Annotated in this window: 17 protein-coding genes and 1 other RNA gene; 10 read left to right on the top strand and 8 right to left on the bottom strand. The window is 68.4% G+C overall.

The features are described from left to right. The first annotated feature begins 24 nt into the window (after positions 1-24). The 4 genes from ssrA to L0966_RS16440 all read left to right on the top strand — a co-directional run bounded on the left by ssrA (position 25) and on the right by L0966_RS16440 (position 2,923). Positions 25-388: a transfer-messenger RNA gene (gene ssrA, locus L0966_RS16455) on the top strand. Positions 389-511: 123 nt separating this feature from the next. Continuing rightward, positions 512-1,102, top strand: a complete 591-nt coding sequence (locus tag L0966_RS16450; RefSeq protein ID WP_234053045.1) for an SspB family protein — start codon at positions 512-514, stop codon at positions 1,100-1,102. A gap of 34 nt (positions 1,103-1,136) precedes the next feature. Continuing rightward, positions 1,137-2,408 carry an FAD-dependent oxidoreductase gene (locus L0966_RS16445; RefSeq protein WP_234053044.1) on the top strand — a complete coding sequence of 424 codons (1,272 nt, stop codon included), beginning with the start codon at positions 1,137-1,139 and terminating at the stop codon, positions 2,406-2,408. Further along, positions 2,405-2,923 carry a dihydrofolate reductase gene (locus L0966_RS16440; RefSeq protein WP_234053043.1) on the top strand — a complete coding sequence of 173 codons (519 nt, stop codon included), beginning with the start codon at positions 2,405-2,407 and terminating at the stop codon, positions 2,921-2,923. The genes L0966_RS16445 and L0966_RS16440 overlap by 4 nt, the downstream gene beginning before the upstream one ends. Positions 2,924-3,185: 262 nt before the next feature. On the opposite strand, the gene L0966_RS16435 is transcribed toward L0966_RS16440, so the two are convergent. Both L0966_RS16435 and L0966_RS16430 read right to left on the bottom strand, forming a co-directional pair. Continuing rightward, the gene (locus L0966_RS16435; RefSeq protein ID WP_234053042.1) at positions 3,186-7,151 is read right to left on the bottom strand and encodes an AsmA-like C-terminal region-containing protein; all 3,966 of its coding nucleotides are present in this window, start codon (positions 7,149-7,151) and stop codon (positions 3,186-3,188) included. Positions 7,152-7,359: 208 nt separating this feature from the next. Further along, positions 7,360-8,772, bottom strand: a complete 1,413-nt coding sequence (locus L0966_RS16430) for an FAD-binding oxidoreductase (RefSeq protein WP_234053041.1) — start codon at positions 8,770-8,772, stop codon at positions 7,360-7,362. 220 nt (positions 8,773-8,992) lie between these two features. Between L0966_RS16430 and L0966_RS16425 the strand changes: the two genes are divergently transcribed. Further along, positions 8,993-9,502, top strand: a complete 510-nt coding sequence (locus L0966_RS16425; protein WP_234053040.1) for a thioesterase family protein — start codon at positions 8,993-8,995, stop codon at positions 9,500-9,502. Between the two features lie 377 nt (positions 9,503-9,879). Then, complete coding sequence (locus tag L0966_RS16420) at positions 9,880-10,077, top strand: hypothetical protein (RefSeq protein ID WP_234053039.1); 198 nt, start codon at positions 9,880-9,882, stop codon at positions 10,075-10,077. A gap of 493 nt (positions 10,078-10,570) precedes the next feature. Here L0966_RS16420 and L0966_RS16415 read toward each other — a convergent pair whose 3' ends face one another. The 5 genes from L0966_RS16415 to L0966_RS16395 form a co-directional block, all read right to left on the bottom strand. Next, complete coding sequence (locus L0966_RS16415; RefSeq protein ID WP_234053038.1) at positions 10,571-11,470, bottom strand: 50S ribosomal protein L11 methyltransferase; 900 nt, start codon at positions 11,468-11,470, stop codon at positions 10,571-10,573. Between the two features lie 30 nt (positions 11,471-11,500). After that, entirely contained in the window at positions 11,501-12,754 is a 1,254-nt protein-coding gene (locus tag L0966_RS16410) for a diguanylate cyclase (RefSeq protein ID WP_234053037.1), read from the bottom strand. 446 nt (positions 12,755-13,200) lie between these two features. Then, positions 13,201-15,642: an ATP-dependent helicase gene (locus L0966_RS16405; protein ID WP_255684072.1), complete on the bottom strand. Its 2,442-nt coding sequence runs from the start codon at positions 15,640-15,642 to the stop codon at positions 13,201-13,203. A 111-nt stretch (positions 15,643-15,753) separates the two neighbouring features. Beyond that, entirely contained in the window at positions 15,754-16,128 is a 375-nt protein-coding gene (locus tag L0966_RS16400) for a cupin domain-containing protein (RefSeq protein ID WP_234053036.1), read from the bottom strand. Between the two features lie 79 nt (positions 16,129-16,207). Then, a complete protein-coding gene (locus tag L0966_RS16395) occupies positions 16,208-17,584 on the bottom strand; it encodes an MFS transporter (RefSeq protein WP_234053035.1) in 1,377 nt (458 codons plus the stop codon). Between the two features lie 296 nt (positions 17,585-17,880). Between L0966_RS16395 and L0966_RS22385 the strand changes: the two genes are divergently transcribed. The 3 genes from L0966_RS22385 (at position 17,881) to L0966_RS16380 (ending at position 23,399) form a co-directional block, all read left to right on the top strand. Then, on the top strand, positions 17,881-19,317 hold the full coding sequence (locus L0966_RS22385) for a sensor domain-containing diguanylate cyclase (protein ID WP_304945426.1): 1,437 nt from the start codon (positions 17,881-17,883) through the stop codon (positions 19,315-19,317). Positions 19,318-19,849: 532 nt separating this feature from the next. Further along, on the top strand, positions 19,850-21,784 hold the full coding sequence (locus L0966_RS16385; protein WP_234053034.1) for a DUF47 family protein: 1,935 nt from the start codon (positions 19,850-19,852) through the stop codon (positions 21,782-21,784). A gap of 13 nt (positions 21,785-21,797) precedes the next feature. Beyond that, positions 21,798-23,399, top strand: a complete 1,602-nt coding sequence (locus L0966_RS16380; RefSeq protein WP_234053033.1) for a PEP/pyruvate-binding domain-containing protein — start codon at positions 21,798-21,800, stop codon at positions 23,397-23,399. A 45-nt stretch (positions 23,400-23,444) separates the two neighbouring features. On the opposite strand, the gene L0966_RS16375 is transcribed toward L0966_RS16380, so the two are convergent. Next, the gene (locus L0966_RS16375) at positions 23,445-23,858 is read right to left on the bottom strand and encodes a helix-turn-helix domain-containing protein (protein WP_234053032.1); all 414 of its coding nucleotides are present in this window, start codon (positions 23,856-23,858) and stop codon (positions 23,445-23,447) included. A gap of 208 nt (positions 23,859-24,066) precedes the next feature. On the opposite strand from L0966_RS16375, the gene L0966_RS16370 reads away from it, so the two are divergent. Beyond that, positions 24,067-24,675 carry an NAD(P)-dependent oxidoreductase gene (locus L0966_RS16370; RefSeq protein ID WP_234053031.1) on the top strand — a complete coding sequence of 203 codons (609 nt, stop codon included), beginning with the start codon at positions 24,067-24,069 and terminating at the stop codon, positions 24,673-24,675. The last annotated feature ends 61 nt before the right edge of the window (positions 24,676-24,736 follow it).

Below are 24,736 nucleotides of genomic sequence, written 5' to 3'. Positions count from 1 at the left end.
CAGAGACGACTTTGTCCGCCGGCGCCCCTTTCCAGGGGGGCGGGGCGCGCCTATATTCCCCATGCCGGCGCAAGCCGGCTATGGCGATAAATGGGTGTCGTAATAAGCCATTCGGACCCGGGGGCGGTACCCGGCGCCTCCACCAGAGCCCAAGCCGCTATTCGGCGGCTGGGCTCCGGCGGGGGCGAAATAGGATCGACGAGGGTGTAAAGGGCTTTCTTTCGCTCGGCATTGTACCACCGTTATCGGGCTAAACTTATAGTTGCGAATGACAACTATGCTCCGGTTGCTCAGGCCGCGTGAGCGGTTTGAAAGACCAAATCAAAGTCCTCCCGGGTAGCACCGGATAGGCGGGGTTCGGAGGCACCTGGCAACAGAAGCCTCCACTTCCCTCCGGCGCAGCCGGATCGGCGGGAAGGTCGCACCCCGCTCCCGCGCGAGATCTGGCGCCTTTGGGGAAGGCGGCGGTGGAATTGGGGGTCCGGCTGGGGAACAAGGCTCAAGCGGACTCATGTCGGTCGATCACATCCGCTACGATCTTCTCGCCCAGGAAGCACTGCGCTCCGTCGTGCGGCGCGTGCTGTTGGACGTGGCCAAGGATGGCCTGCCGGGCGATCATCACTTCTACATCTCCTTCGACACCCGCGCCCCCGGCGTGCGGCTCTCGCAGCGCATGCGCGAGAAGTATCCGGAGGAGATGACCATCGTTCTTCAGCACCAGTTCTGGGATCTCAACGTCACCGACATCTCCTTCGAGGTGGGGCTGTCGTTTGGCGGCATTCCGGAGAAGCTGCTCATTCCGTTCTCGGCCTTGAAGGGCTTCTTCGATCCGTCCGTGAAGTTCGGCCTCCAGTTCGAGCTGGCCGCGCCCGAGGATGAGGCGGAAAGCGATGGCGAGGATGAGGGCGAGGAGCACCCCGCCGTGAAGCCGGCGGTCGCTCCCACCGCGCTCAAGCAGCCCTCACGTGGGGCCGCTTCGGAACCTGCGGTGTCCAGCGCCAATGGGGGCGTGGTCGACGCTCCGGTGGAGGACGAGGCCGCCGAGCGCCCAGCGGGCGGCGCCCAGGTGGTGCAGCTCGACGTTTTCCGAAACAAGAAGTGAGCAGCCGTTTCGTGCCGGCTGAAGGGTTGCTTCAGTGACCTTTGAAACCGAGGTGGCTGTCATTGGGGCCGGGGCCGCTGGTCTTGCGGCCGGTGTGCGCCTTGCTGCGGCTGGGGTGGACTTCCGGGTGCTGGAAGCGGCCTGCGTGCCCGGCGGCCGTGCGGCGACGGACCGCGAGACGCTGGGCGTGCCGTTCGATCTCGGATGCCACTGGCTGCACGACGCGCGCCGCAATCCCTTCGTGCCCATCGCGCGGAAGCTGGGCTTTGCCTTTGATGATTCGGGTGGGCGCCGTGGTGAACGGATGCTCCATCTCGGCACGCGGTTCGCGAAGCCCGATGAGATCGAGGAGGCCGAGGCCGCCGTGGAGGCCGCCTTTGCCGCCGTCTATGCCATCGGCCGCACCGGCCGCGACGTGGCGGCGAGCGAGGTGCTGCCGGAGCTCGGCCGCTGGGAGCCGTTGGCGCGCCATTGGCTGAGCCTGATGTCCGCCGCCCCGCCGGAGCGGATTTCCACGCTCGATTTCAGCCTCTATCAAGACAGCAACGACAACTGGCCGGTTGTCGACGGGTATGGCGATCTCATTCTCGCTCATGGGCGGGATGTGGCGGTCACCCTGGATTGTCCGGTCTCCCGCATTGATCACGGCGGCGCGCATATCGAGCTGGAGACCAAGCTGGGGCGTCTGCGGTGCCGCATCGCCATCGTCGCCGTGTCCACCGCGGTGGTGGCGCAGGGGCTGCTCGCATTTTCCCCGGCCTTGCCGCCGAAGCTGGGGGAGGCCTTCTCGGCTCTGCCCCTCGGTGTGGCGGAAAAGGTGGCGCTGCTGTTCGACCAGGACATGTTCGGCGTCGCGCCGCGCACGGGGCTTGATGCCTTTGACGAAAGCCGCGCGGAGGCGCTGGCTGTGTCCGCCATCCTCAATCCCGGTGGCGCTCCCGCCGCAGTGGTGCACATAGCGGGCCCCGATGCCGGGGCCCTGGTGCGCGCGGGCGAGGGGGCGATGGTGGATTTCGCTGCGTCGGCCCTGGAAAAGGCCTTCTCTTCCGGCCTGAAACGGCACATCCGGCGGGCGCGGGTCACCCGGTGGTCCGCCCGGCCCTATATTGGCGGGGGCTATTCCTGTGCGCTGCCCGGCGCGGGTGACCTACGCCAGACTTTGTCCGAGGGCATCGACGAGCGCATCTTCTTTGCCGGAGAGGCCTTGGGAGGCTCTGCGTTTTCAACGGCTCACGGAGCCCATCTGTCTGGCCTCGCGGCCGCGGACAAGGCGTTGGCCCAGCTCGGAAAGGCGGGCCCTGGATGAGCGCGTCCCTTCCGCTTTCGCTGGTCGTGGCGGTGGGCCGGAACGGCGTCATCGGCCGGGAGGGCGCCTTGCCGTGGCATCTCTCGTCGGATTTGAAGCGGTTTCGTGCCCTCACCTGGGGCAAGCCGCTGATCATGGGCCGGCGAACGTTCGAATCCATCGGCAAGCCTTTGCCGGGGCGCATTTCTGTGGTTCTGAGCGCCGATCCGGCCTTCACTGTTCCCGAAGGCGTCATCAAGGCCACGGACCTGCCGTCGGCCCTGGAGGCCGCCACCGCCGCTGCGGCATCGCTCGGGGCCGATGAGGCCATGGTGATCGGCGGCTATCGCGTGTTTGCGGACACGCTGCCGCTGGCACGGACCCTGGAGCTGACGGAAGTGGACCTGTCGCCCGCAGGCGACGTCCGCTTCCCGCCATTTGACCGTTCCCTGTGGCGGGAGATCCGTCGTGAGGGGCCACTGCAGGGCCCGCGCGACGACGCGCCGTTCACCTATGTGACCCTGGAGCGCGCCTGACGGACTGCAGTGGCTGTGCGCGATCTGCTCCCGCTCGCATGCGAGCGGGGCGATGACCGATCAACGTCCGCGACGCAATGCGCCTCGCTCGACGACCGGAAAAAATCGCTACTTCAAACGCGAGCGCATGTTCCGGATGTCGCAGAACGCAGAAATGCGCCGCGACTGTCTCCGTGTCTCAGGGAACCGCTGAGGCAACCTATCCTATTGCTGGTGCGCGCTTTTCCCGCGCGAACCGGTTCCCCTTTCCCGCGCGAACGCGTTAGTCCCCCACCAAGCCTGGTGGACGCGGCAGGTCGCCGAACCCGCGCGTGGGCGGCAGGGTCGGTTCCAGCGGCAGGGGCGGTGGCTCTACGGTGGCTGGCTGGCGTGGCCGTGGCGGCGCGACGTGCGGGCGCTGCGCGGCCTGCTCCGCGGCTGTGGCCGGGGGCGTCGCCGGGCGCGGCGGACGGCGCACCGTGGTCGCTCCGTTGGCGGCCGGCGCGGCGCTGGGCGCGACGGTCGGCTGGGGCGCCGCCGAGCGGTTTGCCTCGTTCGGCGGACGGGGGGGAGGCGGCGCGGCGGCAGGAGCCGGCGCATGCGATGCTGCGGGCGCAGGCGACGGAGCCGGCGACGTGCTGGTTCCGGCCGCTGGCGCGCTGGTGGAGACGCCGAAGGGGGATGTGGCCGGAGCCGGCGGCGCGGGCAATTCGCGACGCTCGATGACATCATTGCCGCGGCTCACCGGGCGTGTGGCTTGTGGTGCCGCCGGTCGGGCGGGGACGGCCACCGTTGGTTTCGCAGGTGCGGTTGCGGGTTGCGGCGCGGGTGGCTGCGGGGTTACGGGCTGGGGCGCGGCGGGGCTCGCAATGGGAACCTGAGGTGCTGCAGGGGCCGGGGGCGGAGGCGCCGCTGGGGCGGCAGGCTGGGCGCCGGCCGGGCTGCCATGCTGCTCTTCCAGCCGGCGCGTCTCGCGCTCGATGGCGCGCATGGCGATGACGCTGGTGAGGCCGGTGGCGCTCACCCTGCGATCCGGATCGGTGAGGACGCCGCGCCAGGCGAGTATGCCCGTGGGGCTGGTGCCGGACAGCGCCGCGCCTTCATATTCAATACCGCTCTCCATGAGCAGCCGGGCGAGGTCGATCCCGCCGGTGAAGGCAAGGCGGGTGTCGCCCACCTGCGCCCGTGCAGGAGAAAGGCGCACCAGGCCATTGACGGCGCTCAGCGTCGATTCCGCCGCCGGGACCTTCAGCGGTCCGCGCATCAGCGCGCGATCGAACAAGAGCGCGGTACGGCGTTCGTCGGGCGGCGTGGCGAGGCTCGCGGTCTCCTGAAGCACGGCGGCGAGCGCCGTCGGGTCGGCGTCACCCACCTCCAGGTTTTGAACCGCGATGGTGCCCTGGCCGGACAGGCCCTGCACCAGCTGCAGCGGGGTGCGGCCGCTGCCGCCAAGGTCGAGGGAGAGGCTCACGCGACCGGTGGGGGGCGCGCTGGCGCCGGCAGGGGCGGCGAGGGCGGCAATGTCCACCTTGTCGAGCAGCAGGCGGCCTTCCGTCTCCACGCCGTCGCCTCGGTGGCGCACTTCCAGATGGGCGCCGACCCGCCCGCCCCCGAAGCTGCCGGTGATGTCCCGGAGGTCGAGGTCGACGCCGTCGCTGGCTAGCCGCAGCTTGGCGGTGGTGAGGGCGTAGGGGCCAATCAGGGCGAGGCGGCTCGCCACCAGGTCCACGCCCAGTGCCACGCCGTTCACCGGATGGGGCCGGAAGAGCGCGGTGCTCCAGGGCGTGACGGCGGAGCTGGCGGGCTCCACCCCTGAGCGGGCGCCAAACAGGCCGACGAGGGTCGGCACGGACAGGGTGTCGAAGGCGAGCCGGCCGGTGAAGCGCGGCACGGTGCCGGGTTCCAGGTCGATGTTTCCGGTCACGGGCGCGCCGGCGAGTGAGCCTTCGATCTTTTCCGCACGCCACACGCCATCGGCGCGGGAAAGGTCAAAGGCCAGCGCCGCCGGCACCGGGCCATTGTCAGTGGCGGCGGCGAGCTGGGGCAGCAGGCGCCCGAGGTCAGCGCCATCGGCCCGTACGGAAAGGCGGGGCTCGATGGCGTCCTTGACCATGCGCGCGCGGCCCTCGGCCTGGAGGGTGACGCCGGTGGCCGTGAGCCGGGCCCGCACATCGCCTTCGCCCTGGGTGAGTGGGGCAAGGCTGAATTCGCCATGTACGGAACCGAGGCGCGGATTGAGCCCCTCAATGCCCAGCGCGCCAAGGACGGCAGCGCCGTCGGCCGCATCGGCATTGAGCTTCACCGCCATGGGTACGCCGGCCGCGCTGCGGGTGAAGGCCACCTCGCCCGAGAGGCTGCCCAGGCGCCCGGCGCTGGTGATGGCGCGCCCGCCGGCTTCGCTCCACACCACGGCGGTGGAAAGCTTCACCGGGGCGGCAACGGGCGCCAGGCGGGCGAGCACGTCTGCCGTTTCCGGGCCGGCCATCAGGCGCGCCACCGGCACCAGGCCATCGGCTTTGGCGCCCGCCATGGTGAGGTTGAATTCGCCGCGGGGCGTGGTGGAGAAATTCTCCATCCAGCCTGCCCCTTCCAGATGGATGCCCCCCAGGTCGTCCATCACCATGCGCTTCACGCGCCAGCTTCCACCGGTGGCGCTGGCCTCCAGGGCGAGGCTGCCCAGGGGCTGGCCGGCGACGGTGAGGTCGTGCCCGTCGAGCTTCAGCGCCGCATCGGCGCCACCACCCACGGCGGTCGCGGTCCGCTGCATCGCCGCCACCAGGGGGTCGAGGTCGAAGCCGTCCATGGCCAGGGTCATGTCCAGCTTCGGTCCGCCGCTGGTGGGCAGGGCGGCGGCGATGGTGCCGGTGAGCCGGCCATCGCCGAAGGCGGCGTTGAGATTGTCGAGGGTGAGCGCGCCGGGCGAGACCTTCAGCCGCGTGGCCATGCGCGCGGGCGCCTTTACCACCCCGGCGATGTCGCGGGCGGCGTCGGGCGCGGCCCAGCGCAGGAAGGCGGCGGGGTCCTCTGCGCTGAAGTTGAGGGCGCCGGCGAAGCCCTGGCCCTCCGGCGCGCCGGAGGCTTTCAGCGCGGCCTTGCCGGGAAGCTTGGCCTCTGCGGTATCGACGCGCCAGCCGGTGGGGCCTCCGGTGATGTCGAGCCGCACATCCCGAACCAGGGTGCCGCCGAGCACCAGCTGTTCCGCCGAAACGCCGATCTTGGAGGCGATATCGGGCGAGGGCAGGTCGGCGAGGGTCCACAGGCCGCGCGCCAGGGCTTCCGCCGGGCGGATGGCGGGGCTGGCGGAGGGGGCGCTTGCAGCGCCGCTCGCGCCGAGGGCGTCGAGGTCGAGGCTGCGGGCGTTCAGCACCACATCCAGGCCGATGGCGCGGCCCAGGCTGAGGCGGGCGGCCCCGGCGAGCTGGGCGGGGGTCGCCTCGCCGCCCAATGCCAGTTCCAGATTGTCGGCAAGGATCTGTGAGGGAGAGGCCTTCAGGTGGCCCGCGAACTGCCAGGAATCGAGCCCACCGGCACCCTTGCGCGCGAGGCTCGCACGCCCGTCGAAGGCGAGGGCGCCGCCGGTGGCGGAAAAGGCCCCGTCGAGATCCACGCTGTAGGGCCGGTTGCGCCCGTCCAGAACCAGCCGCAGCTTGCCCGTGCCGGCCTCATCGAGCTTGCCCAGGGTGGAGCGCAGCGCGAACCGCGCGCCGCCCGACTCCACTTCGCCGTCGAGCTTGAACGGGCCGCTGAGTGAGCGCGCCTCCCCATTCAGGTCGAGGTCGCTGAGGGTGAGGGTGTGGTCGGAGGCGCGGTCGAGCACGTCCAGGGTACCGTCCCGCACGTCCAGGCGGGCGATGCCGATATCAGCGGCGCGGCCGGCGCCGGTGGGCAGGGCGACGCGGCCATTGCTGTCGATGATGATGCGCATGCGAGGCTGCACCAGCGTGACGCCGGTGGCCTCCACCTGCCCGCGCATGAGGGCGCCGAGGGACAGTTCCGCCTTGAACTGCCGCACCGTGCCGCCGGTGGAAACCACATCGCCCAGCGTCACGTCCGATAGGGTGACGCGCGGGGCCGGCAGGATCTCCGCCTCGATGGGGCCGCGAATGACCACCGGAATGCCCAGGGTCTGGCCGATCTCACGCTCGAACGTGCCGCGCCAGGCGTTCCAGTCCACCACCAGCGGCGCCGCGAAGGCGCCGAGAATGGCGAGTGTCACCGCCGTCGCGAGGCTGATGAGGATCCCTTGCACGCCCGTCTCCTCGATCGCCCGCCGCCGGCGGGCCGTTTCGGCTCCATTGTGGCGCATCTTCGCGTCATTGTTGCAGCGCGAAAATCGCTCCTGCCGTCCTTACGGAAATTTCCTGCGCCGCGCATTCCGGTTCGCAGGAAGAAGGTATTTGGATGCCGCGAGCAGGGGCGGCTTTTCCGCTTGCCCCGCGACCGGCGCCCGTAGGTGGTCAGAGGGTGACGACCTTGCCGGGATTCATGATGTTGCCCGGATCCAGGGCCCGCTTGATGGTCCGCATCACGTCGAGCGCCTCTTCGCCATGTTCGGCCGCCATGTATTTCATCTTGCCCTGGCCGATGCCATGCTCGCCGGTGCAGGTGCCGCCCATGGCGAGCGCCCGTTCCACCAGCCGGCCCATGAATTGCTTGGCCTTGGCAAGGTCGGTGGCATCCGCCATGTCCACCATCAGCACGGTGTGGAAATTGCCGTCACCCACATGGCCGACGATGGGCGCCACCAGGCCCATGGCGTCAATGTCCGCCTTGGTCTCCTCCACGCAGTCGGCAAGGCGCGAGATCGGCACGCAAACGTCGGTGGCCACGGCCTTCGCGCCCGGGCGCAGCAGCAGCGCGGCCCAATAGGCATCGTGCCGGGCCTGCCACAGCTTGGAGCGTTCCTCCGGCCGGGTGGAAAAGACGGAAGGGCCGCCGCCAAACTCTTCCGCGATGGCGCCGAAGCGCTGCGCCTGTTCCTCCACACCCGCGTCGGTGCCGTGGAACTCCAGGAACAGGGTCGGGCTCTCGGCGAGAGAGAGCTTGGCGTAGGCGTTGCAGGCCTTGACCTGCACCTCGTCCAGAAGCTCGATGCGCGCCACCGGAATGCCGCTCTGGATGGTGGCGATGACGGCATCGCAGGCCGCCGTGATGCTGGGGAAGGGGCACACCGCGGAGGAGATCGCCTCCGGAATGCCGTAGAGCTTCAGGGTGATCTCGGTGACGATGCCGAGCGTGCCCTCGGCGCCCACGAACAGGCGGGTGAGGTCATAGCCCGCCGAGGATTTGCGCGCGCGCGTGGCGGTCGTGATGAGGTTGCCGTCGGCGGTCACCACCTTCAGCGACAGCACATTGTCCTTCATGGTGCCGTAGCGCACCGCATTGGTGCCGGACGCGCGGGTGGAAACCATGCCGCCCAGGGAGGCATCGGCGCCGGGGTCGATGGGGAAGAACAGGCCCTGGTCGCGCAGCTCCTCGTTCAGCCGCTTGCGGGTGACGCCGGGCTCGATGACACAGTCGAGGTCGGCGCTGTTGACCGCCAGGATGCGGTTCATGCGCGACAGGTCGATGCACACCCCGCCGTGCGGCGCATTCACCTGCCCTTCCAGGGAGGTGCCCGCGCCCCAGGCGACGACCGGCACCCCGTGGGCCGCGCAGATGCGCACCGCCGTCTGCACATCCTGCGTGCATTCCGCCATCACCACGGCGTCGGCCGGCTCATTGGGCAGGTAGGTGGTCACATTGGCGTGCTGCTCGCGGATGGCCGCATTCGTCACGACCTTGTGATCCAGCGCCGCGCGGAGGTCGGCGATGGCAAGGGCCACCTGCTCGCCATCGCGGGGGGCGGGGTTCGCTGCTGCAGCAAGCATTTACGTTTCCTTAACTTTGACGGCGACCGCCGATGGCGGGCTGATTCGCGTTTGAACGGAAGTGGTAGGTGATGGCCATCGGGAGGTGTTTTCAATTTGACAGTGATATTTCTGATTCGGCCGGTCCGCCAGATTTTGCTCCATTTCCGAGGTGACGATAGCCCAATCTGCGGGCAAAGTGAGTGCCCATAAAGAAACTCCAAGACAGGGTGCGACTGCCATGCTGGATCGGATCGACTTCGAGCCTGTATTCTTCGCCCCGTTTGTCTCCTCCGCCAGGAAGGTGGAACGGGCGTGGATCGATTATAACGGCCACCTGAAGATGGCTTACTATAATCTGGTGTTCGACCAGGCAGTGGAAGAGGCTTTAACTCTTCTGGGCCTTGGTCCTGAATATGCGCGGGAGAGAGGGGCCTCCTTCTTTACTGCGGAAGCGCATGTGCGCTTCCTTCGGGAGATCACGCCGGAATGCCCCGTGCGCGTCACTCTGCGCCTCATGGACTACGACGAAAAGCGGATCCACCTCTATCAGGTGCTCCATCATGCCGCCGAAGGGTGGGTGTCGGCCACCTGTGAGCAGGTGGCGCTCCATGTGGACCTCAGGACACGGGGCGTGACCGCTTTTCCCGATGACGTTCTGGAGCGTATCGCCATGATGCGCGCCACCCATGCCGCGCTGCCGACCCCTGATGGCCTGGGGCGCCGGGTGTGCATGACCGCCCGCTGCTGAGGCGGTTTTCTGTTCAGCTTCCGCCACGGGATGGCCGGCGCGCAGCAGGGTGGGCGCCGGCCATTTCTTTTGCTCCATGCGCTCGTGCTCTTTGCTGCATGGAGAGCGGTTGACATGGCCGCCCCTCGGGGGTATTTCCTCACCCGTCGGCGATGCCTGAATTTTGAGCTGTAGCGCGGCGCTCCTCGGAAAATAAAAGAGATTGGTTGCCTGCAAGGTGCGGGCCGGATGGGGCGTGCCTTCGTTGCGTGCAATGCAGGGCAGCTATGCTGACCTATCTCTTCGTATTCTGTGCAGTGCAGCATATCCTGTTGGTCATGACGGGCGATGTGCCCGGAACCGATGCCGGATGACGTGACCCGGAACAGGAGGCCTCCATGAGTGCCGTGACCTATCCCGCGAAGTCGTTCTCCCTCCCGCGCGATGTGGCTGCCGCTTCCGCCGTGAAGCCTGAACGGGGCTTCTGGGGGCGGATGTTCGATGCCCTCATCGCCGCGCGGACCGCTCAGGCCGAGCGTGAAGTGGCGCGCTATCTCGCTCACCGCGGCCAGGATTTTCGCGATCTCAGCCTGTGAGCCTCTCGCGACGCGCGTGAGCCCTGCTTTTGAAGTTTGCTCCGCACCCGGAGGGTGGGTGCGGATGATGAGGCCCGGCCTCCGGGCCGGGCCTCATGCACTGAAATACAACTGGCCGCGCATGGCGTGTGCCTGATCGCACCGCACAGGGTCCCGTGCGACCTCGGTGGCTTCCGTTTTTCAGGAAGCACAGAGCCGTCTGTCTTTTTGTCTTGATGCGTTTCCTCCACGCAAGCCGGTTCGCACCTCGCGCGGAAAGGCCCTTAGCCCTGGCCGGCTCAGGTCTGTGTGGTGGAGGCTTGGTGGGGGCGGACCGGCCGCGCAGCATGAAGCACTTGCGGCCTTTTTCTTGTCTTTGCTCGCCCTGCTGACGCCGCTGGTGTCAGGCGGCTGCGCCTCTGCTTGATTGCGCATGACGGCGGTAACCGCATTGACGCGCGCAGCAAGGTGACGGCGGAAGGGCGTCCGCCATCACCGCTCCTTGGGCGGGCGTTCAGTCGTAGGCGGCGAGCATCAGAGTGGCCCAGCCCTCGATATGACGTCGGGAAACCAGGTGGAGACCCTGGCTGCGATAGGCGGCGAGGGCAGCCGGCTCCTGCGCCACCAGCAGGCCCGAGAGCACGATCCGCCCACCCGGCGCCAGCAGCGCCCGCAGCGGCTTGGCGAGGCGCTTCAGCGGCGGCAGCAGGATATTCGCGAGGATCAGATCATAGGGGCCGGCCGCCCGGATGCTCTGGGCGTCGGCGCCCGCCGCATGCAGCAGGGTGACACCGGGCCCGGCCTTGTTGGCGCGCGCATTGGCCTTGGCTGTCCGCACGGCAACGATGTCGATATCGCTGGCCACCACCTGGGTGTGAAAGCGGCGAGCGGCGGCGATGGCGAGCACGCCGGTGCCGGTGCCCACATCCAGAATCCGCTGCGGCCGCCCGATGCGCGCGATGTCGGCGATCGCGGCCAGGCACCCCTGGGTGGTGCCATGATGCCCGGTGCCGAAGGCGAGGGCGGCTTCGATCTCGATGCCGATGACACTGGCCGGCACCCGCCCGCGATCATGGGCGCCATGCACCATGAACGAGCCCACCTTCACGGGGGCAAGACCTTCCAGGCTCGCGGCCACCCAGTCCTTCTCCTCGATGGCGGAAAAGACGGCGGTGGCAGCGATTTCCTCCCCCGCGGCGGCGGCCACCAGGGCGCGCAGGCGGTCGGCATCGAACGCCTCGCCGGCGAACACCTCCACCACCCATTCGTCCTCCGTCCGCTCAAAGTCCGTCACAGCCACATCGGCGGGGTCGAAGCTCTCGGAGATGAGGTCGGAGATGTGCAGGGCCGCGAGGCGAGGGGCGGCCACGCGCATCACGTGGGTGGCATCGTTCGGGGGAAGGCCTTCGAGCATCGGGAACGGTATCCGGACTTCAGGGGCGCCTCAGGCTTCGAACGCTCCGACGAAATTGTCGCGTCCACCGGCCTTGGCCGCATAAAGGCGCTTGTCGGCCACCCCGAGCAGGTCCGTCAAGCTCTCCCCATCATGGGGGGCGGTGGCGACGCCGATGGACAGGGTGAGCGTGGGCACGCCGTCCGGCAACGTCAGGGCGGCGACGCGCGCCCGCAGAACGGAGGCCAGCCGCAATGCGCCGGTATGGTCCACACCCGGGGCGAAGGCGGCGAACTCGTCGCCGCCGTAACGCACCACATAGTCCGATTGCCGCAGGGCGTCGGCCAAGGCGTCCGCCACCTGCCGCAGCACCTGATCCCCCATGGGGTGGCCGTGCTGATCGTTCACGTCCTTGAAGTTGTCGATGTCGATGAGCAGCAGGCTTGTGGGCCGGCGGGTGGCCTGCGCCAGCTTGAGCAGCTCGCGCCCCAGCGGCTCGAACTGGCCGCGGTGCAGAACCTGGGTCAGCGGGTCGCGGCGCGCAGCCAGGCTCAGCGCCTCATAGCGCTGCCGGTAGGTGAGGGCGTCGAACACATCGCGCAGGCGGCGCGGGGTGCTGGCGGTGTGCAGCTCATAGCGCTGGAGGTAGAAGACAAGGATGACCGCATAGATGCCCGCGGCCACCAGCTTGCCGATCCAGCCGCCAAGGCCGGCGGACAGGGGAACCCCGACGCTGAGGTGCAGCACCGTGAAGAAGCCCGCCTGATCGAAGGTGAGCACCAGCGCCAGCGTCAGCCAGATGGCGAGCACCGGCATGCGCCGCAGTGGCCGCGAAATGCGTTCGTAAAGCAGGATCATCGCGATGCAGTCCACGAACAGCAGCGCGGTGCCCCACAGCATGAGGCCGCCGATCTGGTCCATGAACGAGAGCTCGCTCGTCGCCGGGCCCGTCCCGTGCGCGAACTCCAGCCGTAGGATCGAGACCAGGGCGATGAGGATGGCGTTGCCCAGAAGCAGCCCGTAGATCGGTTGGCGTGCCATCTCCGCATCCTCCCGGATGTAGACCAGGAGCAGCAGCGCCAGCTTGCCAGAGAACATGACCACCGAGCCCGGTGAAAGGGACACGCCAAAAGGCAATGAGAGGTAGAATGTGGCCGCAAGATAAGTCTCCATGAAATGGAGACTGCCCAGCGCGCAGAAGAAGGTGCCGATGCCCAGGGTGGCGCGCAGCCGGAACAGCGCCAGCATGGCTCCGATATAGAGGAGCAGCGCGAGCAGGAGCGGGGTCAATGTCAGCAGGGCCATGGGTCGGATGCGACACCGAGCGACCCGGCGGCGGCGCCGTTCGCAGGGAGGAGAGAATGCGTTGGCTACCGGATGCCGCTTGGGAAGGCACCTCCCACCGCGCGACGAGGAAAATTAAAGCATGATGACGGCCTCTGACAAGGACCAGGACCGTAGTTTAGGCGTGCAATTTTTCTTTAATGCATCTTTTGATCTGCCGGACGCACCGGCTGCGCCACTCGCATCTGCAAACAAAGGGTCGGCCAAGCATTCATTGCCGCTCACCGACGGGCCGATGACGTATCGGCAGCGCGGGAGAAGGGCCTTCTGGGCGTGGTGGCCCTGTCGGTCTTCCGCTGCGTTGCCCTTTTCCCTCGCCCCCCGCGAGCGGGTGAGGGGCTGTGGCATGAGGATGCTTTGGTGGCCGGGAGTGCGCCGCGCGCGGCCAGCACGAGCCGCGCTCGGTTTCAGGCCTTCTCCACAAAGGTTTCAAGCACCCGCTTCTCGCCCGCTTTGTCGAACTGGACGGTGAGCTTGTTGCCGTCGATGCCGATGATGTCGCCGTAGCCGAACTTGATGTGGAACACCCGCTCGCCGCAGCTGAAGGCGGAGGACGATGCGGTAGAGGACGCCACCAGCGTGCCCTCGATGACCGGCGCGCTGCGCTGCGGGCTGCGGGCGCTGCCGCGTCCGGCATTGTAGCCGCCGCGGTCGTTGGCGCTGTCGCTGCGCTGGCTTTGCGCGCGCTGCCAGCCGGGCGTGGAATAGGACGAGTTGCCGAACGAGCCGCCCATGCGGTCGAAGCGGCTCTCGCCATAGCCGGAATTGCCATAACCGGAATGGCCGTAGCCCGATCCGCCCCAGCCGGCGCCGCCGCGGCTTTCCTCCACCCGCACATGGGCGTCCGGCAGCTCGTCCAGGAAACGGCTCGGCACGGTGGAATTCCACAGGCCGTGAATGCGCCGGTTGGAGGCGAAATAGATGCGTGCCGATGCCCGCGCGCGGGTGATGCCCACATAGGCCAGGCGCCGCTCTTCCTCGAGCCCCGCTTTGCCCTGCTCGTCCAGCGCGCGCTGGTGGGGGAACAGGCCCTCCTCCCAGCCGGGCAGGAAGACGGTATCGAATTCCAGGCCCTTGGCGGAATGCAGGGTCATTACCTGCACGGCGTCTTCGCCGGCGCCGTTATCGGTGTCCATCACCAGGGAGATGTGCTCCAGGAAGCCGCCGAGATTCTCGAACGGCTCCATGGAGCGCACCAGCTCCTTCAGGTTTTCGAGGCGCCCGGCCGCCTCGGCGGAGCGGTCCTTCTGCCACATCTCCGTGTAGCCGCTGTCGTCGAGGACGATCTCGGCCAGTTCGGTGTGGGGCAGCACGCGGGCCTGCTCGCGCCAGCGCTCGAAGGATTCCATGAGGCCGCGCAGTGTGGAGCGCACCTTGGGCTTCAGCTCCTCGCTCTCGGTCAGCACCCGCGCGGCGTCCTGAAGCGGCACGCCGGCGGCGCGGGCCACGTCGTGGATCTGCTTCATGGTGGCATCGCCGATGCCGCGCTTGGGAACGTTCACGATGCGCTCGAAGGCGAGATCGTCCGAGGCGGAGTTCACGCAGCGCAGATAGGCCAGCGCATCGCGGATTTCCGCCCGCTCATAGAAGCGCGGGCCGCCGATGACGCGATAATTGAGGCCCAGTGTGACGAAGCGGTCCTCGAACTCCCGCATCTGGAACGAGGCGCGCACCAATATGGCGATCTGCGAGAGCGGATGGCCGGCGCGCTGGAGCGCCTCGATCTCCTCGCCGATGGCGCGGGCTTCCTCGCCACTGTCCCAGGCGCCGGTGACAGTGACGTGCTCGCCATCCTCGCCTTCGGAAAACAGGGTCTTGCCGAGCCGGCCCTCATTATGGGCGATGAGGTGGGAGGCGGCGGCCAGGATGTGGCCGGTGGAGCGATAATTGCGCTCCAGGCGGATGACGGTGGCGCCGGGGAAATCGCTCTCGAAGCGCAGGATGTTGTCCACTTCGGCGCCGCGCCAGCCATAGATGGACTGGTCGTCGTCGCCTACGCAGCACACGTTTTTCGAACCCTGGGCCAGAAGCCGCAGCCACAGATACTGGGCGACGTTCGTATCCTGGTACTCATCCACCAGCAGATACTTGAACCTGCGGTGGTATTCGGCGAGCACATCGGGGTTTTCGCGGAACAGGCGGATGCCTTCCAGCAGGAGGTCGCCGAAATCCACCGCATTGAGGGCCTTCAGCCGCGCTTGGTAGGCGGCATAAAGCGCGCCGCCCTTGCCATTGGCGAAGGCCGCGCCCTCGCCGGCGGGCACGTCCTTGGGGGAGAGGCCGCGATTCTTCCAGCCGTCGATGGTGGCGGCCAGCAGGCGCGCCGGCCAGCGCTTCTCATCGATGTTGTCTGCGGCCAGCAGCTGCTTGAGAAGGCGGATCTGGTCGTCGGTGTCGAGGATGGTGAAGCCGCTCTTCAGCCCCACCAGCTCGTGATGGCGCCGCAGGATGCGCACGCCGATGGCGTGGAAGGTGCCGAGCCAGGGCATCCCCTCCACCTGGTCCCCCACCATGGTGCCGATGCGGTCCTTCATCTCGCGCGCGGCCTTGTTGGTGAAGGTCACGGCCAGGATCTGGGAGGGAAAGGCACGCCCGGTGGCGAGGATGTGGGCGATGCGGGTGGTGAGCACGCGCGTCTTGCCGGTGCCCGCGCCGGCCAGCACCAGCAGCGGGCCCTCAAGGGTCTCCACCGCCGCGCGCTGTTCGGGATTGAGCCCGTCGAGATAGGAGGGGCCGGGGGCGGAAGCCATCATCGCCGCGCGCGCCCGCGCCGCAATGCCGCCAGGGCGGGGCGTCGCGGCGGGAGCGGGGGTGTCGGCGCGGTGGATGGGATCGGAAGGCGTGCTCAAAACGGATATCTCGTGTCGCTCCGCGATTCTCGCAGGAGAACAAAATGGCACTCGAGCCCCCGGAAAGCGAGAGGCAGAGCGCGGATGGGGCTGGCGGCCTTCGGGCCGCCCTCAGTCGGTGGTGCGGGCGGTCGCCTCGGGAGCGGCGGCCTGCGCCTCGGCGGTGTCCTTGGGCAGGTGCACCACATAGAATTTGCGCACGGGCGTGACCGAGCGCCAGATGCCCTTGAAGCCCGCGGGGATCAGGAAGGATTCCCCGGCGGTATAAGTTTCCAGGTGGCCGGAGGCGTCGGTCAGTTCCACCGTGCCCTCGATGAGCACGCAGAATTCGTCCTCGTCATAATGGACGGAGAGGGTGGAGCTCTCCGAGGCCCAGAAGCCGGCGGAAAAGGCCCCGGTCTTGTCCTGGTACCATTCGTGGACGGTGGTGGCGGAAGCCGGGTCCACATGGGGCACGGGATTGAAGCGGATGGAACGGAGCGTCATGGCAGCCTCGGCGCTTGCGGACAGGGTCCGGCGGTGCGCCATCCTTGGCGGACGATTCCGGCGGCGGCAAGGAGGCCGCTCACCGCACAGGCTCCTGCGGTGAGCTCTTCAGCCCGGCGATCAGCAGCGCGCCTAGGCCAAAGAAAGCCAGCAGTACCGCGACGCCGGCCCTTTGGCTGGCGGTGATGGCGGTCACCAGCGCCACCGTGGTCGGCGCGGCGAAGGAGGTGATGCGCCCCGACAGCGCGAACAGGCCGAAGCATTCGGTGAGATGCTCGGTCGGGGCCAGCCGCACCAGCAGGGTGCGCGAGGCCGCCTGCAGCGGGCCCGCCACCAGGCCGATGAGAAGGCCAAGGCCGAGATAGGCCTGCTCCGGCACGGTGGCGAACAGTCCGCTGGCGGGCGCCGTGGGCAGCAGGCCGAACAGGACCGAATCCCGCGCCAGCGAGAGCAGACCGATGCAGGCGGCGATCAGGCTGATGAGCGAGACGAGGATCACCGTGCGCGAGCCCAGCCGGTCGTCCAGCCACCCGCCCGCCAGCGCCCCGAACGTGCCGGTAATGGTGATCAGGATCCCGAAGATGCCGATTTGCACCGAACTCCAGCCGAACACCCCGGCCGCATAAATGCCGCCGAAGGCGAACAGGGCCACCAGCCCGTCCGCATAGATCATGTTGCCGATGAGGAAGCGCGTGAGCATCGGCCGGGCCTTCAGGCGTGGCAGCAGGGCGCGGATGCGCGCGAGCCCGGTCCGCGCCGCCAGCGCCATGGGCATGGCCGATGGCGGATCACGCACCAGCAGAAACAGGGGCGTCACCAGCACGGCGAACCAGACGGCGGTGAACGGCCCTGCCAGCCGGTCGCCCTGCCGCTCGGCCGCGTTCAGCCCGAAGGCCGGGGGGTGGCCCAGCAGGGTGAGGCCCGTGTCCGGCTGGGTGGAGAAGAATGCGAGCATCAGCGCCAGCGAGATCAGGCCGCCGAAATAGCCCGCCGCCCAGCCGATGCCTGAAAGCCGGCCGAGCTGCTCCGGCGGGGCGAGCCGGGGCATCATGGCATTGTTGAACACCGTGGCAAATTCGACGCCGATGGTGCCCACCGCGAACGCGACCAAAATCAAGGGAATGCGGCTTTCGTCCCCGGGCGGCGAAAACCACAGCAGGCCCGAGCCCAGCATCAGCATGGCGCCGAATAGGGCGATCCAGGGCTTGCGCCGTCCGGAGGCATCCGCGACCGCACCCAGCACCGGCGACAGCACGGCGATGATGAGGCCGGCCGCTCCGGTGGCGAAGCCCCAGAGGGCCTGCCCGTCCGCCGGCGTGGGCGCCACCGCCGAGGCGAAGTAGGGCGCGAAGATGAAGGTGGTGATCAGTGTGAAATAAGGCTGGCAGGCGGGATCGAAAAGGATCCAGCCAAAGGCCGCCCGCCGTCTTTCCCGGTTCGTGTCGATCGGGGGCATGGAGAAGAATTATCGCGTTGGTGGAATGGGGATGCCAATGCGGATTTTTGACCTTATCACAATCCGTTCGCCGGCAACGGGATGCAAGAATTTCGTTTATTATACAAGCTATTTTGCCTTGAACGACGCGGCGTGTTCCGTACACTCCCGACCGTGACCCTTCATGAGCGACGAACCCCGGCGAGGTGGCCTTTCCCCTGCGCCCGTGGTCGTGGCCGGAGGTTCGCGGGCGTAAGCGATGGGCGTCGTCCGTGATGTCCCTGGCGCTGCCCGGCGCCAAGCGAAGGTCTTGAGCCATGCGGCTGTTCGTTCCCGAGCGTGACATTGTCATTGGCGAGGAGGTCTTGTCCTTCCTGCGGCTGTTGCGCAGTGCGCTTGGGGTTGGGTTCATGGTGCTGGCCTGCCCCGGCAAGGGGGAGGTGGTCGTGGATGCCGAAGGGCGGGTCGGGGGCAATGACACGGCGACGCCCGCGCATCTGTTCGAGGTGGCTGCGGCGCTCCGGCAGCGCCTGGCCATCGACGATCTTCAAGAGTGCGCAGCCTATAGCGACACGCGGCTTCCCGGGGTCGACGAGCCGCTGCGCTTCTTCGCGAGCGTGCCCCTGATCGCGCCGACCGGCGCGGGCCTTGGGGCTTTGTGCGCGGTGGACACGCAGCCCCATGACATCGGGATGGCCGAACTCGCCGCCCGCCTGGAGGATGCGGCGCGCGTGGCGGCCTCGCTGCTGGCGCCGCGGCTGGATGGCGCCACCCTGGCCCAGCTCGGCTTCGATCTCGCGCAGGCGGAGAGCGCATCGCGGGCCCATGTGGCGGGTGAGCAGCGATACCGGAAGATGTATGAGCGGGCCGCCGCGCTGGCCAAGATCGGCGTATGGGAGTGCGATCTCGTCACCGGCCGGCTCTCCTGGACCGATGGCGTTTATGACATTTTCGGCCTGCCGCGCGGCAGCCGCATTACCCGCGAGATCGTGCTGCCGCTTTATGACCATGCCTCGCGCCGGGAGCTGGAACGCCGGCGCGAGCAGGCCATCGAAACCGGCACCGGCTTCACCCTCGACGTGCGCATTCGGGATGTGCGCGGCACCCTCAAATGGATGCGCGTGACCGCCGAGGTGGAGATGGAGAATGGCACGCCGGTGCGCATCTTCGGCCTCAAGCAGGACATCACCGCCGATCATCGGCAGATGGAGCGCCTGCGCCAGTATGCCGAGCACGACGCCCTCACCGGCCTCGCCAACCGCGCCATGTTCGAGCAGGCGCTTGCTGCCCAGTCCGCCGCGGATCCTGCGGGCGGGCCCGTGTGCGCGCTGCTGCTGGTCGATCTCGATGGCTTCAAGGCGGTCAACGACACCTACGGTCATGCGGTCGGCGATGCCTGCCTTGTGGAGGTTGCGGCCCGACTGCGCCGCATTTTCCGCGGGGCGGAGGTGATCGCCCGCATCGGCGGGGACGAGTTCGCCGTGCTGGTGCGCGGCGGACATGCGGTCTCCAGGCTGGAGGGGCGGGCGCGCGCGGCGGTGGAGGAAATTGCAAAGCCCATCTGCGCGCTCGGCCAGGTCTTCAGCGTCGGTGCGTCCGTCGGCATCGCGCGAGCGGGCGGCGGAGAAGGCGGCAGCGCGTCCGTGACGGACCTGTTCGCGCGGGCGGATTCCGCCATGTATGCGGTGAAGGGCGCCGCGCACCAGCGTGGCGCGGACGACGCGAAGGCCCATCCGCGCCCCCGGCGTGCGTAACCCCCTGGACATGGTGTTGTTTGTGTCGGGCGATGGCGGCGGGCCTCACGGCACGCCTGGAGCGGCCATGACAGGGGCATCCGCCTGCCGCGTCTTTCCTTCCCGCATTTTCGCCTGAGGCGGGAGTGTCCTCCGCCTGCCGGGGCGGCTGCGCCACTTAAGGTGGCTGGGGACATCCTTGGTCGCCTGGGCTGTGCCCGCGGGGCCGGGGCGGCCTTCGCGCATTTTGGCGGAAGGCATTCTCCCAGCGGAAGCGGCCTATGCATAAATGGAGCGGATCCTCGGCGGCATTCAGTTCATCCGCTAAGGTAATGATGAAGTCATGTTTATGAAAACGTCATTCAATGACGATTTCATGACGGGCTAGATCGGGATACCGCAAAAAATTTATCGCATCTCGTCCATGATTTCATATGCCATTGCTACATATGCGGATATGTCTCTGTCGCATGTGCCGGGATGCGGTTCATGGCTGCGCCCCTGTGCGTAGTGCCGGTCTTGGCCGGCAAAAAGCCGCCGCCAAAGGTGGGAGATGATGATGAAGTCCCAGATCGTCGAGGAGCTCGGCCAGGGCGAGATTCTCCTGCCGTCCCTCATCGCGGAGGGCCTCAAGGCCAATGATCGCGTGAAGGTGCGGCTCAGCGTGCTGCAGGATGCCAGCCGCCACGCCCGGGCCCCTGCTGTGCAGCGTTTCGACCTGGGCGACGAATGCCGGCAGGTGGGCCTCGACCCGGTGGCCATGGATGCGCTGGTGACACGGGCGGGGCGCGCGGCGGCCAGCGATGTCAGCGCGCCGGGCATCGGGGCGCTGGGCGTCGGCGTGTGGGAGGATGTGGCGACCATGGCGCGGGCCGTGGCGGCGGGTGATGCCGCTGCGGGCGAGGCCGCCCAGCAACGCCTCGCGGCCTTGCGCGCCAACACCGCCCTTGGCCACAGCGACACCCTGTCGGAAGCCGAGATCCTGACGCTTTCCAGCCTGTCCGCCAATGGCGGCGACAGCCTGCATCGCCTCATCATGGATCTGCACAAGGAGCTGAACCAGCTCGCCGCGACCCACGCCGAGGAGGTGGTGGCGGGGGCCCATGTCTATGGCCTTCAGCCGGAGGACCGGCCGGCGGTGGAGGCGTTCATGCGCGGGGTGGAGGCGACCCGGCGGCTGAAGTTTGACCATCCGGGCCTCGCCACCATCGCCACCCGTTCCGGCACGCGGCTCACCATCCAGAACGACATCGGCGAAACCGACGCTCATGTGGTGGTGATCGTGGTGGAGAACGACACGGTCAGCGTGACGTATTCAGACGTGCATCGCCCGCGCGCGAAATTTTTCGTCGCCTGCTTCGACGACTTTCCGGCGCGCTGGAGCGACTTGGACGCGCACCATGCGGAAGGGCTCGCAGAAGGCGGCGTCTTCTATCTCGTGTCCGGCCGCCTGACCGATGCGGACGAGGCCAAGCGCTTCGCCTTCCTGGAAGCGCTTGGGGCGGCGCTGGTGTTCCTCATCGATTGGAACAAGGCGCGCAAGGTGCTGCGCACCTGGGTGCCGAAGGCGGACGCGCTGCGCATTCTGCAATGGGGCGCCCGCAACCGCGTGGGCCATCGCGCCTTCCTGGAGCTCGGCGGCAGCGAGCTGGTGGCGGCGGCGGTGCATCATGCCGCGCCCACCCGCATCGGCTTCGGCGAGCGGCTCGATGCGGTGCTGGGCCGCGAGGCGGCGGTGAGCTTCCTTCAATCCGTCCTGCGCATTTCGGCGGAGGCGCTGCTCGACGGCAGCTCGCTGCGGCTGGCGCGCGACCGCATCGAAGCGGATCTGGTGTGGCGCCTGCAGCGGGTGGATACGGCGCTGCTGGCGGTGGTGATCCGGCAGGCGGGCCTTGCGCGCGAGGTGGCGGTGGACATCGCCCAGCACGTGGACGCCATCGCCAATGGCCGCGAGACCGATGGCGATGCCCTGGCTGAGCGGGCCCGCAATATCGAGCAGAAAGCGGACCGCATCGCCCTCGAAGTGCGCGGCGAGATCGCCCGGCTTGATGCCGACCGTGGCGTGGAGCGGCTGGCCAACAGCATCGAGGAGGCCATCGATGAGCTGGAGCAGGCTGCCTTCATCGCCTCCCTGGTGCCCTCGGGGTTCGATGCCGACCTTGCCGAGGTGCTGGTGCATCTGGCGCGGATAGCGGTCGAGGGCAGCGAGGCGGCCGCCATGGGGGTGGCCGCGGCCTCCGAGATCCCCGACGGCAACCGGGTGGACAGCGAGGACGCCCTTGCCGCCTTCGCGCGCCTGGTCGAGATCGAGCATGAGGGCGACACCGCCGAGCGGGCCGTGACCACGCGGGTGCTGCGCGGCGACTACGACATGAAGGTGGCCCTCTCCGCCTTGGAGCTGGCCCGCTCTCTGGAGCGGGCCACTGATCAGCTCGCCGGTTTCGGCCATCTGCTGCATGCCCATGTTCTCGCCGACCTCACCAAATAGGAAGGGCTCATCCATGAAGATCGTGCGCATCGGCGCGACGCGCGCGCCAGCCGAGCCCGGCACCCTGCCATCGGCCGACACGGTGGGGGCGAAGGCGGCCAATCTGGCGCAGATGGCGGCCCTGGGGTTGCCCGTTCCGCCCGCCTTCGTGCTCCCGGTGAGCCTGTGCGCCGCCATCGTGCGGGGCGATGGGGATGCCCGCGAGAAGCTGCGGGCCGGCCTTGCCGAGGGCATCGGCTTTCTGCAGGAGGCCACCGGCCGCATGCTGGGGGATCGTCGCAAGCCGCTGCTGGTTTCGGTGCGCTCGGGCGCCGCGCGCTCCATGCCCGGCATGCTCGACACGGTGCTGGATGTGGGCGCCACGCCCGAGGCGGTGCATGGCCTGATCCGCAGCACCGGCAATCCGCGCTTCGCCTGGGACTGCCGCCGGCGGTTCCTGGAGAGCTTCGCCTCCGTCGTGCTCGGCATCGATCAGGCGATTCTCTCGGCGCCCCGCGCGGCCTTGCTGGCGGAAGAAGGCGTGCGGCGGGTGGAGCAGCTCGACGGCGAGGCCCTGGAACGCCTGGCCCGCGCCTATTCCGAGGCCCTGGACGATGATGGGGACGCTGCCCCCGCCGACCCGATGGCGCAGCTGGAGGCCGCCGCCCAGGCGGTCTACCGCTCCTGGATGGGCGAGCGGGCGCGGACCTATCGCGCGCTGGAGCGCCTGGAATATCTCGAGGGCACGGCGGTGACGGTGCAGGCCATGGTGTTCGGCAATCGCAGCCTGACCTCCGGCTCGGGCGTCGCCTTCTCGCGCGATCCCTCCAGCGGGGCGCCGGAGCCGGTCATCGACGTGCTGTTCGAGGCGCAGGGCGAGGATGTGGTGTCCGGCTCCCGCTCGCCGCAGACCGAGGCGGCCCTGGGGCGCGTGGTGCCGGTGGCCGCCAGGAACCTGCGCGAGACCCTGGTGACCCTGGAGCGGGCCTTCCGCGACGTGCAGGACGTGGAATTCACCATCGAGGACGGGCGGCTTTGGATGCTGCAGACCCGCTCCGCCAAGCGCACGCCGCGGGCGGCCCTGCGCATCGCCATCGATCTCGTCCGGGAGGGCATCATCACGCCCGAGGAAGGCCTCAAGCGCGTCGGTGCGCTGGATCCTGAGATGCTGGTGGAAGCGCGCCTGACCGATGTGGGCGAGCCGCTGGTGCTCGGCACCGGCGCTTCCGCCGGCGTGGCGGTGGGGCGCGCGGCCTTTTCTTCCCGGAGCGCCCAGCGCCTGGCCGATGGCGGCGAGCCGGTGATCCTGGTGCGGCCCGACACATCGACCTCGGACGTGGCCGGCTTCTCGGTTTCCGCCGGCATCGTCACGGCCGTGGGCGGGCGTACGGCCCATGCGGCGCTGGTGGCGCGCCAGATGGGCAAGCCCTGCGTCGCCGGCTGTGTCGAACTCGCGGTGGAACCGGAGGCGGGCGAGGCCCGTGTGGGCGACACCCGGATCAGCGAAGGCGACTGGCTTTCCGTGGATGGGGTGGCCGGGGCCGTCTATCTCGGCCGGGGGCGGATCACTGTCGACCGCCTGGAGGGCGAGCTGCGCGTGGTGGAAGGCTGGCGTGGCGCCAAGGCGCACGCCTGAAGCGCCAGCGCTTTTCTGGCGCGCACGGTGGGGCGGCTCGCCGCTTCACGCCGTCCTGGCATCGAAGTGGCGGCGGGCTGCCGCCACTTCACCCGAATGCTCATGGGCCCATCCATTCAGGCTCTCCAGGACCCCGGCGAGGGATCGTCCCAGGGGGGTGAGCTCATATTGGACCCGGGGCGGAGTGGTCGGGAACACGGTGCGCGCCACCATCCCGTCCCGCTCCAGGCCGCGCAACGTGACCGTGAGCATGCGTTGCGAGACCGAGCCGACCTGCCGGCGCAGAGCATTGAAGCGGCAGGGGCCGGCAATCAGATTCAGGACAACCAGCACGCTCCAGGTATCCCCGATGCGGTCGAGCACATTGCGGGTCGGGCAGCCTCCTGCGGTCTGCGTGTCGATCGTCACCGGCGCGCGGCTCGTGGTCGTGGCGGCTTCAGGCGGCTGGAGCGGCGCCATTTGGCCTTGAGCCCTCTCATGGACGGGAGCCTTGCGCGGGGCCATCGGTTCCTCCGGCGTTACCTCGTGTTCGGAAGGTGCCTTCTTTATACCAGGTTCCTGATAGGGATATGGTTCTCAATGGGAACCATATCAGCTCCGCGCGATCCGTCGCGTCCCGCCGCTTTGCGGGATTGATGCGCGGGAGCGTGGAGATAGGGAGCATGTCATGAAGATTGCCGTTCTCGGGGCCACTGGCATGGCGGGGTCTCGCATCGTGGCTGAGGCCCTCGCCCGTGGTCACGAGGTGACCGCCATCGCGCGCAAGCCCGAGGGGCTCGCCAATCATGCCGCACTGACCCGGGTGGCCGCCGATGTCGCTGCTCCTGGTCTTGCAGAATTGCTGCGGGGGCACGACGCGGTCGTGAGCGCGCTTCATTTCCAGACCCTTGGGGAACCTGCGTTGGCCAGCGCCCTGAAGGCGGCCGGCGTGCGCCGTGTGTTGATCGTCGGCGGAGCGGGGAGCCTGGAGGTGGCGCCGGGTGTTTTGCTCGTCGATACCCCCGAGTTTCCCGCGGAGTGGAAACCCTTCGCCCGTCCGGGGGTCGATTTTCTCCAGCAGTTGCGGGCCGAAAGCGAGCTCGACTGGACGTTCATCTCGCCGTCCGCCTTCTTTGAACCGGGCGCGCGCACCGGCGTGTTCCGGCTGGGTGGCGACCAGCTTCTCGTGGGGGCGGACGGGCGCAGCGCGATCTCGGCCGAGGACTATGCCGTGGCTCTCCTCGACGAGATCGAGAAGCCGGCCCACATCCGCATGCGGATGACCGTCGGCTATTGAAAGTCCGGCCTTTGGGTTGGACCGCCGGGCCCATCATTGGCCCCGGCGGTGCCGTCGTCGT

The organism is Xanthobacter sp. NM-59 (assembly GCF_021401125.1).
GTDB lineage: Bacteria > Pseudomonadota > Alphaproteobacteria > Rhizobiales > Xanthobacteraceae > Xanthobacter.
The sequence above is the reverse complement of the archived record's forward strand: the minus strand, read 5'-3'. Positions and strand labels throughout refer to the sequence as shown.

What these genes read in the sequence shown, in the direction of transcription:
- L0966_RS16400 (WP_234053036.1), bottom strand. Translation starts at nt 16,128, where the DNA reads ATGACGCTCCGTTCCATCCGCTTCAATCCCGTGCCCCATGTGGACCCG.
- L0966_RS16425 (WP_234053040.1), top strand. Translation starts at nt 8,993, where the DNA reads ATGCTGGATCGGATCGACTTCGAGCCTGTATTCTTCGCCCCGTTTGTC.
- L0966_RS16430 (WP_234053041.1), bottom strand. Translation starts at nt 8,772, where the DNA reads ATGCTTGCTGCAGCAGCGAACCCCGCCCCCCGCGATGGCGAGCAGGTG.
- L0966_RS16385 (WP_234053034.1), top strand. Translation starts at nt 19,850, where the DNA reads ATGATGATGAAGTCCCAGATCGTCGAGGAGCTCGGCCAGGGCGAGATT.
- L0966_RS16450 (WP_234053045.1), top strand. Translation starts at nt 512, where the DNA reads ATGTCGGTCGATCACATCCGCTACGATCTTCTCGCCCAGGAAGCACTG.
- L0966_RS22385 (WP_304945426.1), top strand. Translation starts at nt 17,881, where the DNA reads ATGCGGCTGTTCGTTCCCGAGCGTGACATTGTCATTGGCGAGGAGGTC.
- L0966_RS16375 (WP_234053032.1), bottom strand. Translation starts at nt 23,858, where the DNA reads ATGGCGCCGCTCCAGCCGCCTGAAGCCGCCACGACCACGAGCCGCGCG.
- L0966_RS16370 (WP_234053031.1), top strand. Translation starts at nt 24,067, where the DNA reads ATGAAGATTGCCGTTCTCGGGGCCACTGGCATGGCGGGGTCTCGCATC.
- L0966_RS16420 (WP_234053039.1), top strand. Translation starts at nt 9,880, where the DNA reads ATGAGTGCCGTGACCTATCCCGCGAAGTCGTTCTCCCTCCCGCGCGAT.
- L0966_RS16410 (WP_234053037.1), bottom strand. Translation starts at nt 12,754, where the DNA reads ATGGCCCTGCTGACATTGACCCCGCTCCTGCTCGCGCTGCTCCTCTAT.
- L0966_RS16415 (WP_234053038.1), bottom strand. Translation starts at nt 11,470, where the DNA reads ATGCTCGAAGGCCTTCCCCCGAACGATGCCACCCACGTGATGCGCGTG.
- L0966_RS16395 (WP_234053035.1), bottom strand. Translation starts at nt 17,584, where the DNA reads ATGCCCCCGATCGACACGAACCGGGAAAGACGGCGGGCGGCCTTTGGC.
- L0966_RS16380 (WP_234053033.1), top strand. Translation starts at nt 21,798, where the DNA reads ATGAAGATCGTGCGCATCGGCGCGACGCGCGCGCCAGCCGAGCCCGGC.
- L0966_RS16440 (WP_234053043.1), top strand. Translation starts at nt 2,405, where the DNA reads ATGAGCGCGTCCCTTCCGCTTTCGCTGGTCGTGGCGGTGGGCCGGAAC.